The following is a 15,819-nucleotide window of genomic DNA, read 5'->3' as shown; positions in this document are numbered from 1 at the left end:
CACTTTTAGAATAAGCAATCCATACAAAGATTGATTTTCTTTTAGTGCTTTTTATGTTATAAATACGTTTCTATATTCTCGCTCGTAATAATATCTATAGGCAATAAGCTTTTAGCAGGTATTTCTTTATTAAAAAGAAAGAAATCAACTAAATAATTCAGACCTAAATACACTTGTTTTTTAGGGTTTTGATGGATTAAGAAATCTATAACGTTCTCTTTTAAATATTGAATATTCTCTTCCAATAAATCATAGCCAATCAGTTTTACATTATTCAAATTTTTACTTTTAATAAATTCCGCAACTTCATAAACTTTAGACGTGGTCACAAAAATAGCGTCCGAAGTAAAAGAATCAGAAAATATAGAATCTAAATTATTTGCTAGGTCAGATTGTTTAGAATTATGGGTTACAATTTTATAATCAGAATTTTGTATTTCATCAAAATAATCTCTGAAACCTTTCTCCTTTTCCTGCATGTGAATAGAATTATTAAAATCTTCATCGACATGAATAATATCTATCGTAGCATTTTTTTTGATAATCATTTGTAGCAAACCAGCAGCTATTCTTCCACTTTTAAATAAATCTTGACCAACAAAATTCTTAGTATTTTCAATTTCTAATTGGTTGTTAAATTTGCTAACAATAATATTTTTAAGGGCATATTTATTAATAATACCTACTGTTTCCTTATAAAATAAAGGCGCCAATAAAACTGCATCTGGCGATAATTCTAATACTTTATTATTAACCTCTACAAAAGAATGTACATTATTAGGATGAAAAAAGAAAGGCTCTATAAAAACACCAAAAGATGCAAACTCATTTACTGCTGCTACAATACCTTCATAACACGGCAACCAAAAAGCATCTTTAGTATAATCTGGTAAAACAACACAAATGTGGTAATCTTTGGTGTTTTTTAGACTTCGGGCAAGCAAATTTGGCTTGTAGTCTATTTCATTTAAAACAGCAGTTACCTTTTCTAAAGCTAATGCAGATACTTTGCCTCTTTTATGAATAACTCTATCTACCGTTCCTTTAGATACACCTGCTAATTCTGCAATATTTTTAATAGTATATTTCTTCATCAAAGCAAATATATACCTTTTTGTTTCAATAACTGTGTTCGAGCACATTTTATTACTATTCTCTTGGTAACACAAAATAATATATATATTTTTGTTTCAATCAGAAAGCATTGTAACATAATAAAAACAATAATACTGACTAAATATCAACTAATTATGAGTGAGAAAAATAAACCTACACTAGTTATTTTAGCAGCAGGAATGGGAAGTCGTTACGGCGGATTAAAACAAATGGACAGTTTTACCAAAGAAGGAGATACTATTATAGATTTTTCTCTTTATGATGCAGTTCATGCTGGTTTTGGTAAAGTAGTTTTTATCATCCGTAAAACATTCGAAAAAGAATTTAAAAATATTTACAACACAAAATTAGCAGGTAAAATAGCCGTAGAATATGTATTTCAAGAATTAGAAAACGTACCTGAAAAATATAGAAATCCAAAAAGGGTAAAACCTTGGGGAACAGGCCACGCTTTATTAATGACCAAAGATGTAATAAAAGAAAATTTTGCCATTATAAATGCTGACGATTTTTATAGCAGACAAGCTTTTGTTGCCATTGCAGAACAGCTAAGAAATACAGATAAAAATAGTTATGATTTTAGTATGGTAGCTTATTCTTTAAAAAATACAATTTCAGAAAACGGTTATGTATCTAGAGGAGAATGTACCGTTGATGAAAACGGTTTTTTAACTGATGTTACCGAAAGAGTTAGAATTGAAAAATTAGAAGGAGTACTAAAAAGTGAAGATGATAACGGAGAAATGGTTCCTATTGATGAAAACACGACTGTTTCTATGAACTTCTGGGGTTTTACTCCTAAATGTTTTGAGTTTGGAGATGCCCTATTTTTAGATTTCTTAGAAAAAACGAAAGAAAACTTAAAAGCAGAATTTTATTTACCAACCATTGTGAATACAATGTTGGCGTCTAAAAAAGCATCTGTAAAAGTACTAGAATCAGACTCTAAATGGTTTGGAGTTACCTATAGTGATGATAAGGAAAAAGCGCAATTAGAGATTAACAAACTGAAAGAAAGCGGAGTGTATCCAACTAAATTATGGAACTAATATGAAAACAGAAACGATTATCTCTATTTTTAACGAGTTCGACCATCAATGTAATTATAAAAGTCATTCAGAATTAAATTCTGGGCATATAAATGATACTTTTTTAATAAAAACAGATGGCAATACTAATTACATACTCCAAAGAATCAATCAAATTGTTTTTAAAGATGTTCCGGGGTTGGTAAACAATAAAGTATTAACGAGTAATCATATTAGAAGCAAATGTCCAAACGCTTCAGACGAAGTCTTAAATAAGACAGTTTTAAGCTTTATAAAAGAAAAGAATAGTAATTCTTATTATCACAAAGAAGGTGTAAATTTCTGGAATGTGATGATTTTTATTGACAATAGCGTGACACACGAAATTGTAAAAGATAAAGAAATTGCCTACGAAGGCGGAAAACTTTTAGGAGACTTCTTAAACTTAACATCAGATTTTGACAGCAGTCAATTAATAGATGTAATTCCTAATTTTCATAACATGGCTTTTCGCTTTAAGCAGTATGCTTCTTCTATACAAAGTGCTTCTAAAATCCGCTTAACAAAAGCAGCAGATTACATACAAATAGTAACAGATTTAAAGGAAGAAATGCATATTCTTCAAAACTTAAAAGATGCAGGTGAAATTCCTATAAGAGTTACACATAACGATACAAAAATATCTAATTCGCTATTTACACAAGAGAACAAAGGCATTTGTATGATAGATACAGACACCGTAATGCCAGGTATAATTCATTATGATTTTGGCGATGCTATTAGAACAATTTGTAACACAGCCGCAGAAGATGAAACAGATTTGTCTAAGGTAGAATTCAATTTAGACTATTACAAAGCATACGAAAAAGGGTTTTTAGAAAAAACAAAAGATACCTTAACAGAAAAAGAGTTAAAATATTTACCCTTAGCCGCAAAAACAATGATATTTATAATGGCATTGCGTTTTTTAACAGACTATTTAAACAATGATATTTATTACAAAACAAATTACCAAGATCATAATTTAGACAGAGCAAAAAATCAATTTAAATTGATAGAGAGTTTTTCCAAAAAATTATAATTAAATTCCAAACTTTGAAATCTATTAAACAATACAAACTAATTTAAATCTTATGAGCACGACTACTAAATCTCAAAACAACCTAGTCCCAATTATGATCATTGGAGGACTCTTCGCTATTTTCGGTTTTGTTACCTGGATAAACGGAGCGCTTATTCCATTCATGAAAACCATTAATGAACTTACGGAAACTCAGGCATATTTAGTAGCTACAGCATCTTACATTTCATTTGTAGTAATGGCATTACCTGCCTCTTACATCATTTCTAAAACAGGTTATAAAAATGGTATATCATTAGGTTTAGCAATTATGGCAATCGGTGCATTGGTTTTTATACCCGCCGCCGAAGCACGTACTTATTGGATGTTTTTATTAGCTATTTTTATTCAAGGAATTGGAATGACTATTTGCCAAACTGCAGCCAACCCTTATATTACTATTTTGGGCCCTATTGAGAGTGGTGCAAAACGTATGGCAATGATGGGAATTGCAAATAAAGTTGCAGGCGCTTTAGGTTCTATCATTTTTGGTGCGTTATTATTATCTGGTATAGATGATGTAAACGAGAAAATAGGAAACGTTTCTGCTGATGAAAAAAATGTTCTTTTAGATACCATGGCAGACAGTGTGCATACACCATATATTGTAATGGCTGTTGTCTTATTCATTTTTGCTTTTCTAATTAGAAAAGCTGCATTACCTAATGTAGAAGCTACAGAAGAAGATGCATTAACAGACGGAGAATCTTCATCAACTAAAACCATATTTCACTACCCACATTTGTGGATGGGGGTTCTAGCTTTATTTGTGTATGTTGGTGCAGAAGTAATTGCTGGAGATACTATTATTGCTTACGGAATTTCATTAGGCATACCAGCTGCAGATGCAAAATTCTTTACTACATACACCTTAATGGCAATGGTTGCAACCTACGCTTTAGGTGTCTTATTAATCCCTAAATATATACAACAAAAAACAGCGCTTGTTATTAGTGCTATTTTAGGTATTATTTTTAGTGTTCTTATAATATCTACTTCAGGGTTTACCTCTGTTTTATTTGTTGCAGCTTTAGGTATTTCTAACGCATTAGTTTGGCCAGCAATTTGGCCATTAACTTTAGATGGTTTAGGTAAACATACTAAAACAGCTTCGGCACTTTTAATTATGGCTATTTCTGGAGGAGCGATAATACCACCATTGTATGGTAGAATTGTAGAAGCAAATAAACATGAATTAATTACCAATGGCCTGCAAGAAGCAGATGCATTAGCAACTGCAGCAACGGGCAGTTATTGGATCTTAATACCTTGTTATGCTATTGTTTTATTATTCGCCGTTTGGGGACATAAAATAAAAAGCTGGAGTAAATAATTATAAAATTCAAACCTAACAAACTACATATTATGTTAAAAAGTACTATAGACAAAGCGACAGGTTTCGAAAAAAGATTCGAAAATATCGGAACTATCGTTTATGAAGATTCTACATCAGCCTCAAAATCAATTGCACAAGAAATTGCAAGTCTTATTAAGGTAAAACAATCGCAAAGACAACCTTGTATTTTAGGTTTAGCAACAGGTTCTTCACCGAAAGGATTGTATGCAGAATTGGTAAGATTACACAAAGAAGAAGGTTTAAGTTTTAAGAACGTAGTGTCTTTTAATTTAGATGAATATTACCCAATGGAACCAGACTCTATAAATAGTTATGTGCGTTTTATGCAAGAACAATTGTTTAATCACATAGATATTTTACCAGAAAACTGTCATGTACCAGACGGAACATTATCAAAAGCAGCTATAAGAGATTATTGTGATCAATATGAAGCAAAAATTGAAGCTTTAGGTGGTATTGATTTGCAAATTTTAGGAATTGGAGGAAATGGTCATATTGGTTTTAACGAATCTGGATCGCTTCAAAATTCTAAAACAAGGTTGGTTGCCTTAGACCACATTACAAGAGTAGCAGCTAGTGGAGATTTTTCTGGTTTAGAAAACACACCAAGAACTGCAATTACTCTAGGTGTTAAAAAAATAATGGAGGCTAAAAAAGTCATTTTAATGGCTTGGGGAGAAAGCAAATCTAATATTATAAAAGCTTCTGTAGAAGATGAGATTACTAGCTTAGTACCAGCCTCTTATTTGCAAGAACACAGAAATGCAACTTTTATTTTAGACCAAGCAGCAGCTTCTAAATTAACAAGAATCAATACACCTTGGTTGGTAGAAAAAGTAGTTTGGACGGATACGCTTACTAGAAAAGCCGTTTTAAGTTTAGCCCTTTATTTGAAGAAACCAATTTTAATGTTAACAGATGCTGATTACATAGAAAATGGAATGAGTGATTTGTTAGCAGACTCAGGTCCTGCGTATGATATCAACATAAAAATATTTAACAAATTACAAAATACTATTACCGGTTGGCCAGGTGGAAAACCAAATGCAGACGATAGTAAACGACCAGAAAGAGCAGAACCAGCTAAAAAACGTGTCTTAATTTTTAGTCCGCATCCAGATGATGATGTTATTAGTATGGGTGGTACTTTTAAGCGATTACACGAGCAAGGACATGAAGTACATATTGGATACCAAACCTCTGGTAATATTGCCGTTGCAGATGATGAAGCATTACGTTTTGCAAGTTTTGTGTGTGATTATAATGATAAATTTGGAATTGATAATTCTGAAGCCAATGCAATATACAAGAAAGCTGCAGACTTTTTAAAGAACAAGAAAGCGAGTGAAATAGATACACCAGAAGTTAGATACATTAAAGGGTTAATTAGAAAAGGAGAAGCAAGGGCAGCCAGTCATTTTATAGGTTTACCAGATACTCAAATTCACTTTATGGAATTACCGTTCTATGAAACTGGAGCGATAAAAAAGAATCCAATTGGAGTTGGAGATGTACAAATAACAGCAGACTTGATTGAAAAAATTAAGCCGCATCAAATTTATGCAGCTGGAGATTTAGCAGATCCACACGGAACTCATAAAGTATGTTTAGATGCCATTTTTGCAGCTGTTAGAGAACTAAAACCTAAAAAGTTTATGAAAGACTGTTGGGTTTGGTTGTACAGAGGTGCATGGCAAGAATGGGGAATTGATGAAATAGAAATGGCAGTACCAATGGGACCAGACCAAGTTTTAGAAAAAAGAAAAGGAATTTTCAAACATCAATCTCAAAAAGACGGAGTTGTTTTTCAAGGAGCAGATAGTAGAGAATTTTGGCAACGTGCAGAAGACAGAAATAGAGAAACTGCAGAATTATATGACCAATTAGGTTTATCTCATTACGCAGCTATGGAAGCATTTGTAAGATGGCATTATTAGAAAATCTATTACTTTAATACCAAAATAAAAAAGAATCAAATTATAAACCTCAACTGTAAAAGTTGAGGTTTTTTTTATTCAATATTCACATTTTGAAAGCTAATGCGAGCGTCTCGCTCGTACCTTTTAAATACTTATTTCTACAACTGATATATTCTATCCATTAAAACCCACTTCTCCCCTTTTTTAGCCATCGGAAGACCTTTTTGGTATTTCCACATGAGCACTTCCCATTCTTGTACTTTTACATTGTTCTTATCAAGTTTATCTTTCTCTTCAAAAGAAAAAGAAGCATCCACCTCCATGATCATAAATAACCGATTGTGTACATTAAAAATTTCTAGGTTTAAAATACCTGCATCAACGATACTTTTTGTGATTTCTGGCCAAATTTCTTGATGATATTTTTTGTACTCTGAAATTAGTTTTTCATCATCTTTTAAATCTAAAGCGAAACAATATTTTGTCATTTTATTTATAAATTTTCATAATTACGAATCCCATAAACTGTTATAAAAAAAGCACTTTTAATAAATCGAAATCAGTAAATTTCTAAAAATTAAAAGTGCTTCCTAGCTGTATTTAAACTATTTTATCTGTATTGTGCATACACAACTTTAGTTTGAAGATATTCTTCCATACCATGTTTACCATCTGCACCACCTAAACCAGATTTTTTCCAACCTGCATGGAAACCTTGAATAGCTTCAAAATGCTCTCTATTAATATACGTTTCTCCGTATTGTAATTCTTCTGCAGCATGCATTACTTTGTTAAAGTTTTCGGAGAAGATAGAGGATGTTAATCCAAATTCTGAATCATTTGCCAAGGCAATAGCTTCATCCAAAGTACTAAATTTCATCACTGGTAAAACAGGACCAAATACTTCTTCTTGCATAATTTGCATGTCTTGTCTTATATTGGTTAACAAAGTAGGTTGATAAAAATACCCTTTATTAAATTGTGGAGATCTAGATCCTCCAACCAATACTTCTGCACCTTCTTTTTTGGCAAATTCTACCATTTCAGATACTTTATCTAATTGATCTTTAGAAACCAAAGCACTCATATCTGGATTGTCATCAGAAAAAGCATCTGCTACTGTTACCGCTTTCATTTTAGCAGTTACCATTTCTAAAAATTGGTCGTGAATAGATTCTTCTACATACACACGTTCTGCACAATTACATATTTGTCCGCTATAAGTAATTCTAGAAGTAACAATCGCATTAACAGCCAATTCTAAATTAGCATCTGCACAAACAATTGCCGGTGCTTTACCACCTAACTCTAAAGAAACCTTTGTAATGTTTGCAGAGGCTGCTTCCATAACTTTTTGCCCCGCAAAAACACTACCCGTTAAACTGATAATACCCGTTGTAGGACTCTTACTTAAAGCATTTCCAACAATAGGACCAGAACCACAAACTATATTTAAAACACCTGCTGGCAATTCAATTTTTTGAATCATTTTAGCCCATTCCATTATGGTATTTGGGGCAATACAACTTGGTTTAATTACGCAAGTATTTCCTGTAATTAAAGATGCTGCTACTTTTCTTGCCATAACAAAAAATGGCCAGTTCCAAGGTAAAATACCTACAGCTACTCCAATTGGGGCCTTGTGTAAAAAGATATGTTCTTTACTACGGTCACTTTGTATAATTTCTCCTTCTATTCTTCTTGCAAAACCTGAATAATAATCAAAATAATCTGCGGTAACATCTATTTCTACTTGTGCCAAACCAATTACTTTTGCTTGCTCTGAAGCTAAAGTTTTGGCTAAAAATATTCTGTTTTCACGAATAACGTCTGCCATTTTATTTAAATAATTGGCTCTTTGAATTGCAGGAAGAGATTTCCAAGCATGATGCGCATTTTGAGCGGCATCTAATGCATTATTAGCATCTTCTATACTACCGTGTGGTATGGTAGAAAGAACTTCTTCTGTACAAGGATTTAAAACTTCTGTTACTTCTGCTGAAGTCGATTTTACAAATTTTCCGTTGATAAATTGTTGAAATTGCTGCATAATATATTTTATTAGTTAGTGGTATTTTTAATGAAGAAGTAAGAGAAAATCATGGTGAACTTCCGTACTTCTTTCGTCCTAGTGGTATTGGTGGTTAAAGCCAATAGGCAAACTTATAAATATATCTGATTAAAAAATTTATCCATATTATGCAATAAAATGTATAATTTAAACATAACTATAAAATAGAAATAAAAAAAAACACCATACCTCTTTATTTGCAACAGATAAAGACGCACTTACAAAAAACACCACGTATCTATTTATGTATATTTACCAGATTTATAAATTCCAGGTGTTAAACCTGTAACCAATTTAAATACTCTAGAAAAATGATATCTATCTGAAAAACCTAAATTAAAAGCCACATCTTCTATTGTTTTATTGGTATGCTCGAACAACTCACAAGATCTTGCAATTTTTCTATTCTGAATAAAGTTATGCAACGTAATATGCATTTCTTCCTTAAATAAGCGCGCAAAAGAATTAGGTGCCATATTTACAATAGCTGCAATTTCTGTGTTGGTTAGTTTCTTACTGATATTCGCCTCAATAAAACGAATCACTTTTAAAACACGGTCATCTATATTAATCGCTTTCCAAAGCTCTGGACCAATATTAGTCAACACTTCTTTAATAAATGCCTGTAATTTTAAATTAAAGGTCAATTTAAAATCTTTATTTTCTATTTTTAATCTTTCTGTAAGATACTCTAATCGGTCTCTTAAATAATCTGTTACTTCAATTTCTATAATACCCGGATATACATTATCGAAAGGAACCCCTAAATTAAAATGAATAAAAAAATGAATTAAAGAGGATTCTAAATAATCTTCTTCTTCATAATCACTTGTTAAATGCCTACCAGAAACATGGATGCCATCGTTATAAACATGTTTTTTAGAAAAACGAGAGGAAAAAGAAGTAAAAGGTGGAATTATATACAAAGTATCTGGTGTCATTTTATATACATCTTCTAGATGAATTAATTCACCGCCTTCATTTCTATTCCAATAAATTCTCCAAAAAGGAAAAATCATATCATGGCAATCCCATAAATTTAACAACCAATACCTACAACACAACAGTCTCAATTTTAAATCTATAAAATTTTGATAATTAGAAGAAGGGTCTCCCAATGCTATGTTTTTTGAAAACGTCAATTAGTGAATTGTTTAAATTAGATACAAAAATACAGATTTTGAATATTTAATTACATGTCATTCGTAAATATCTTTGTGATATCAAATTTACTAAATATTATGAAAACATTAAGCCTTCCATCAGAAGTAGAGATAGAATTAAAAAAAGTATCAACCGTTGCTGGTTATTTATGGCAACGTGAATGGGCAGAAAGAAATGCAGGAAACATATCAATGAACTTAACTTCATTCTTTAAAAAAGAAGAAGTGGAAGGAATTGGTACAGAAGTTCCTTTCGATTTCCCTAAAGAATCAGCTGGTTTTGTACTTTATATTACTGGTACTGGTTGTTATTTAAGAGATTTAGTAGACATGTTAGAAGAAGTTTCTTGTATTCTTTACATTAACGAAACTGCAACAGCTTATTCTATTATTTGGGGTGGAAAAAGACCTAATTTTGGACCAACTTGTGAGTTAATTTCTCATGCAAGTATCCATTTATTTAATTCTATTCATCACCCAGAAAACTTAGCGGTTGTGCATACACATCCACTTGAGTTAATCTGTATGAGTCATCATGAATTATTTGATAATGAAGAAGAATTAAATAGACAAATTTGGATGATGTGTCCAGAGGTAAAAGTATTTGTACCTAAAGGAATTCACTGTACTCCTTACGCTTTATCTAGTACTGCTGCCTTAGCAGAAGTAACTATGGAAGCTTTTAAAACAAGAAACGTATCTCTTTGGGAAAAACACGGAGCAACTTCTACAGCACCAGATGTAATGAAAGCTTGGGACTTTTTAGATGTAGCTAACAAAGGAGCAAAAATGTTAATGATGTGTTGGGCAGCAGGTTTTAAACCAGCAGGTTTGTCTAACGAGCAATTAACAGAATTAGAACAATTTACATAGGACTTAAAAAATTTATATATAATGAGTAGACTTATAGGTAGATTACCAAAAATAGGAATTCGCCCTGTTATAGACGGACGAGAATTAGGAGTAAGAGAATCTTTAGAGGTTCAGACGATGGATATGGCCAAAGCGGCTGCAAAATTAATTGAAGAAACATTACGTTTCCCTAGTGGAGAAAAAGTAGAATGTGTTATTGCAGATACTACTATTGGAGGTGTTGCAGATGCTGCTGCTTGTGCAGATAAATTTAAAAGAGAAGGTGTAGAAGTTTCTTTAACAGTAACACCATGTTGGTGTTATGGTACAGAAGTAATGGATACAGACCCATTATTACCTAAAGCAGTTTGGGGATTTAACGGAACAGAAAGACCAGGAGCGGTATATTTAGCTGCTGCCTTAGCAGGGTATTCTCAAAAAGGATTACCAGCATTTGGTATTTATGGTAAAGAAGTTCAGGATGGTGGAGATCAGACCATTCCTCAAGATGTTTCAGAAAAAATTATTCGTTTTGCGAAAGGTGCTTTAGCCGTTGCTCAAATGAAAGGAAAATCTTATTTATCTATTGGATATAGTTCTATGGGTATTGCTGGTTCTATGGTTGATGTAAACTTTTTACAAGACTATTTAGGCGTAAGAGCAGAATTTGTAGAATCTGTTGAGTTATTAAGACGTATAGATGAGGGTATTTTTGATCAAGAAGAATATGCAAAAGCATTAGCTTGGACAAAAGAAAACTGTAAAGAAGGAGAAGATAGAAACAATCCTGAAGCACAAAAAACGCGTGAGCAAAAAGATGCTGAGTGGGAAAAAGTTGTGAAAATGACTTTAATCTGTAAAGATTTAATGAACGGAAATCCTAAATTGAAAGAGATGGGATTTGGTGAAGAATCTAAGGGAAGAAACGCTATTATGGGTGGTTTCCAAGGACAACGTCAGTGGACAGATTACCAACCAAATGCAGATTTTACAGAGTCTATCTTAAACTCTTCTTTCGACTGGAACGGAATTCGTCAAGCATATACATTTGCAACAGAAAACGATTGTTTAAATGCAATTTCTATGTTATTTGGTCACTTATTGACTAATAAAGCACAGTTATTCTCTGATGTAAGAACATATTGGAGTCCAGAATCTGTAGAAAGAGTTACTGGTAAAAAATTAACAGGATTGGCAGAAAACGGAATTATTCACTTAATTAATTCTGGTTCTACCACTTTAGATGCAACAGCACAACAACAAGATGCTGATGGAAATGCAACAATGAAAGCATTCTGGGACATTACTAAAGATGATGTTCAGAGATGTTTAGATAATACAAAATGGCCACCTGCTACCGTAGAATATTTTAGAGGAGGAGGATTCTCTTCTAATTTCTTAACAAAAGCAGAAATGCCTTTAACGATGTGTAGAATTAACTTAATTAAAGGAATTGGACCTGTTTTACAAATTGTAGAAGGTTGGAGTGTTGAGTTACCAGAAGATGTACATAATGTTTTAAACGACAGAACAGATCCTACTTGGCCAACAACTTGGTTTGTACCTAGAACAACTGGTACAGGATTCTTTAAAGATGTATATACAGTGATGGCTAAATGGGGAGCAAACCATGGTGCAATTTCTCACGGACATATTGGTGCAGATTTAATTTCATTAGCGTCTATGTTACGTATCCCTGTAAACATGCACAATGTTTCTGAAGATGATGTATTTAGACCTAGCGCATGGTCTGCTTTCGGTGAAAACTTAGAAGGTGCAGATTATAGAGCATGTGATAATTACGGACCTTTATATGGTTTCAAAGAATAATAAAACACTTTTTTAACAAGAATTGGCTCTTAATTTTTTTTGAATTATTTGTTAAGATGCCAATTCTTTTTTTTTTATACTGATAAAGTAGCTTCTTTTAAAGCCTATACAATTGTTATAAGCAAACTTTATCCTTTTTAAGCTTCAATAAAATGAAAAACGTAATCGCAGTTATAGATATTGGAAAAACGAATAAAAAGATATTTTTATTTGATGAAAAATTTGACGTTTGTTTTCAGAATTCTACCAAGTTCAAAGAAGTATTAGATGATGATGGTTTTCCTTGTGATGACCTAGAGTCTATTGAAAATTGGATTTTAGAACAAATAAAACAAGTTCAAAATAATCCTAAATTTCTTTTAAAAGCGATTAATTTTTCTACACACGGAGCCTCTCTTGTATATTTAGATAAGCAAGGGAACAGAATTGCCCCTTTATACAACTACCTAAAACCCTTAGACATAAAAAAATATAATGATTTTTATAAATCTAATGGTGGTGTAGAAGAGTTTTCTAGAACAACTGCTTCACCAGCTTACGGAATGTTAAACACTGGTTTGCAAATGCAATGGATGCAAAAAGACAAACCAGAAGTATGGAAAAATGTAGCATCTATTTTACATTATCCACAGTATTTAAGTTACTTATTTACAAAAGAAATTACCGCAGATTTTACGTCTGTTGGCGCACATACAGCTACTTGGAATTTTGATAAAATGGAATATCATCCTTGGTTAAAGGCTGCAAATATTAACTTACCCGAACCTGTAAACGGAGAAAAAGCAATCTCTACAGAAATTAACGGACAACAAGTAGCTGTTGGTTCTGGTTTACATGACAGTTCTTCTTCTATAATTCCTATTTTAGAAAAAGAAAAAGGCAACGATTTTGTATTGCTTTCTACAGGAACTTGGATTATTGCTATGAATCCTTTTAGTAGTGAAACCTTAACACAACATCAATTAACCAATAATTGTTTGTGTTTTATGACTCCTAAAAAACAACAAGTAAAATCTTCTATGCAGTTTTTAGGACGCATACATGAAGTGTACTTAGATCCATTAAGCGAATATTTTAATGTCCATGTAGACAAACATTTAAACCTTCCTTTAGATGAAAAATTATGTCAAGAGTTAATTGCTGAAAATGCACAAATTTTTCTAGCAGATGGTATTGATACTAATTTTGAAGCTAATGAAGATTTATTAAAACATTTTGGTTCTTATCAAACAGCGTATTATCAATTAACATTCGAAATTGCTAAAAAAGTAATTGCAGGTATTAATTTAATAACAGATAAAGACAAAACCATTAAAAACATTTATATCTCTGGCGGATTTAATAAAAACAGGATATTCATCAAATATTTAACCTTGTTAAAGAAAGGCATTGTAATTAAAATTTCTGAATGCAAAAATGAAAGTGCCTTAGGTGCTGCATTAATGATGAAATCATACCTATAAACAAAGTTTGTAATACTTTAATTACGACAAACAAGTCGATATTAACCTAATCGATTTTCAAGTAGCCAAACCTACTTATAAGGGAAAAACACCTAACAATAAATTGTTAGGTGTTTTTTTATCACATAGCGACATAGACAATATATCTATCATGCTGAATTTATTTCAGCATTAATACTAGAATGAAAACACACATTTTTGTCATTTCGAACGCAGAGAGAAATCACATAAAGACGCTCTATTTTTTGCTATCACTGCTATGAGATTTCTCCTAAAGTAGAAAAGATAAACTGGTATACTTTTTCATGTTTAAAAACTAATTGTAAATAAAAAACCATCCCTAAGGCTTACCTTAGGGATGGTTTATAAAGCATAATCTATTTTATTTTTTCACCTCTTAAAGACTCATAGACTTTAATTAATTCTGCTAATTTCTCAGGGCTTGTTTCTGCTAAATTTTGTTCTTGACCAACATCTTGTTTTAAATTATATAATTGAAATTCTGGACGAATACCAACATCAATACTTACTTTTTTATTAAACTTATTCCCTTTATAAGGAGGAATCATTAACCAATCTCCACTTCTTAAAGCTGTTCTAGAATTTGCTTCAATTAACAAATGATCTCTTCCTTTATTAGATTTACCTAAAAAAGCATTTAAAATATCTTTACTATCTGTTGTATTTTCTGAGGTTCCTGTTAAGTTTGCTAAAGAAGCTAATAAATCCATTTGGCAAACAATCGCATCTGAAACAGTTGGCTTAATTGTTCCTTTCCAATAACCTATAAAAGGCACTCTAGTACCTGCTTCTAACAAACTGTATTTACCACCTCTTAAGCCTCCTTTTGGATCATGTTTCCCTAATTTTTCTATGGCGTCATCATAATACCCATCATTTAAAACTGGGCCATTATCACTAGAAAAAACAATTAACGTATTTTCTAAAAGACCTTCTTCTTCTAAAGTATTTATAAACTCACCAACTACCCAATCTGCTTCTAAAATTACATCTCCTCTTGGACCCATTCCAGATTTACCTACAAAACGTGGATGCGGAGTTCTTGGTACGTGTGGTTGCTGCATCGCGTAATACAAAAAGAAAGGTTGCTCTTTATGTGTTTTTACATACTCCTGCGCTTTTCCTAAAAAATGATCTGCCATATCAATATCCGTCCATTTTGCAGACTCACCACCTTTCATATACCCAATTCTAGGTATTCCGTTTACAATGCTATTATTATGTCCGTGATGCCATTTCATGGTTGTCATTTCCGGGTTTGATTTTGCTGTAGGCTCTCCTTCAAAATTCTTTTTATAATTTACTTCAATCGGATCATTTTTATCCAAACCTACTACATGTCCGTTATCTATATAAACGGTTGGTACTCTGTCTTGCGTAGCCGCCATAATATAAGAAGAATCGAAACCTACTTCATTAGGACCCGGAGTTATTTTTCCGTTCCAATTAACATCCCCAGACCCTAAACCTAAATGCCATTTACCAACAATTGCAGTTTGATAGCCTTGTTTCTTTAAGACTTTTGGTAATGTTTGTTGCGCTACATCAATAATTAAAGGAGCAGAACCTGCTAAAATTCTTGCTTTTTTATTTCTCCAAGGATACACACCTGTTAACAACGCATATCTACTTGGTGTGCATGTTGCCGAAGAAGCGTACCCATTTGTAAATTTAATTCCGCCATTTGCCAAGGCATCTATATTTGGCGTTTGGATTTCTGTGGCTCCGTAAGCACTTAAATCTCCGTAGCCTAAATCGTCTAAATAAATAACCACAATGTTTGGTTTTTCACTTATATCTGTGGTTTTTTTTGCTGTTTTTTCTGATTTGCAACTTGTCATTACAAAAACAGAGAAGAATAGAAATCTAAAAATGATCT

General features: G+C 32.2%; 12 protein-coding genes. 7 read left to right on the top strand and 5 right to left on the bottom strand.

The genetic code is table 11. The features are described from left to right. Positions 1–56: 56 nt before the first annotated feature. Positions 57–1,094, bottom strand: a complete 1,038-nt coding sequence (locus H0I29_RS07430) for a LacI family DNA-binding transcriptional regulator (RefSeq protein WP_218732188.1) — start codon at positions 1,092–1,094, stop codon at positions 57–59. 156 nt (positions 1,095–1,250) lie between these two features. On the opposite strand from H0I29_RS07430, the gene H0I29_RS07425 reads away from it, so the two are divergent. From H0I29_RS07425 to nagB, 4 genes are read left to right on the top strand one after another with little or no spacing between them, the layout of a single operon-like run. Then, positions 1,251–2,165 carry a sugar phosphate nucleotidyltransferase gene (locus H0I29_RS07425; RefSeq protein ID WP_218754953.1) on the top strand — a complete coding sequence of 305 codons (915 nt, stop codon included), beginning with the start codon at positions 1,251–1,253 and terminating at the stop codon, positions 2,163–2,165. A gap of 1 nt (position 2,166) precedes the next feature. Continuing rightward, a complete protein-coding gene (locus H0I29_RS07420) occupies positions 2,167–3,225 on the top strand; it encodes a phosphotransferase (protein ID WP_218754952.1) in 1,059 nt (352 codons plus the stop codon). A gap of 52 nt (positions 3,226–3,277) precedes the next feature. Continuing rightward, positions 3,278–4,597: a sugar MFS transporter gene (locus H0I29_RS07415; protein WP_218754951.1), complete on the top strand. Its 1,320-nt coding sequence runs from the start codon at positions 3,278–3,280 to the stop codon at positions 4,595–4,597. Positions 4,598–4,629: 32 nt separating this feature from the next. Next, positions 4,630–6,558, top strand: coding sequence for a glucosamine-6-phosphate deaminase (gene nagB / locus H0I29_RS07410; protein WP_218732184.1), 1,929 nt, complete (start codon positions 4,630–4,632; stop codon positions 6,556–6,558). 140 nt (positions 6,559–6,698) lie between these two features. Here the strand turns inward: nagB and H0I29_RS07405 are convergent, their stop codons facing one another. From H0I29_RS07405 to H0I29_RS07395, 3 genes are all read right to left on the bottom strand, one after another. Next, positions 6,699–7,028 (bottom strand): L-rhamnose mutarotase, encoded by a 330-nt coding sequence (locus H0I29_RS07405; protein WP_218732183.1) that lies wholly within the window; start codon positions 7,026–7,028, stop codon positions 6,699–6,701. Positions 7,029–7,150: 122 nt separating this feature from the next. Then, positions 7,151–8,590 (bottom strand): aldehyde dehydrogenase, encoded by a 1,440-nt coding sequence (gene aldA / locus H0I29_RS07400; RefSeq protein WP_218732182.1) that lies wholly within the window; start codon positions 8,588–8,590, stop codon positions 7,151–7,153. Positions 8,591–8,853: 263 nt separating this feature from the next. Further along, a complete protein-coding gene (locus tag H0I29_RS07395) occupies positions 8,854–9,753 on the bottom strand; it encodes an AraC family transcriptional regulator (RefSeq protein WP_218732181.1) in 900 nt (299 codons plus the stop codon). A gap of 99 nt (positions 9,754–9,852) precedes the next feature. Here H0I29_RS07395 and rhaD point away from each other — a divergent pair, with 99 nt between their 5' ends. The 3 genes from rhaD to H0I29_RS07380 all read left to right on the top strand — a co-directional run bounded on the left by rhaD (position 9,853) and on the right by H0I29_RS07380 (position 13,919). Then, entirely contained in the window at positions 9,853–10,647 is a 795-nt protein-coding gene (gene rhaD, locus H0I29_RS07390; RefSeq protein WP_218732180.1) for a rhamnulose-1-phosphate aldolase, read from the top strand. A 21-nt stretch (positions 10,648–10,668) separates the two neighbouring features. Next, on the top strand, positions 10,669–12,456 hold the full coding sequence (locus tag H0I29_RS07385) for an L-fucose isomerase (RefSeq protein ID WP_218732179.1): 1,788 nt from the start codon (positions 10,669–10,671) through the stop codon (positions 12,454–12,456). Positions 12,457–12,608: 152 nt separating this feature from the next. Then, complete coding sequence (locus H0I29_RS07380; RefSeq protein ID WP_218754950.1) at positions 12,609–13,919, top strand: FGGY family carbohydrate kinase; 1,311 nt, start codon at positions 12,609–12,611, stop codon at positions 13,917–13,919. A gap of 377 nt (positions 13,920–14,296) precedes the next feature. On the opposite strand, the gene H0I29_RS07375 is transcribed toward H0I29_RS07380, so the two are convergent. Further along, positions 14,297–15,781, bottom strand: coding sequence for an arylsulfatase (locus H0I29_RS07375; RefSeq protein WP_254712716.1), 1,485 nt, complete (start codon positions 15,779–15,781; stop codon positions 14,297–14,299). Positions 15,782–15,819: the final 38 nt, after the last annotated feature.

The sequence above is a fragment of the Polaribacter sp. R2A056_3_33 genome, assembly GCF_019278485.1.
GTDB lineage: Bacteria > Bacteroidota > Bacteroidia > Flavobacteriales > Flavobacteriaceae > Polaribacter.
Note: the sequence above shows the minus strand (reverse complement) of the source record. Positions and strands in the feature narration are given on the sequence as shown.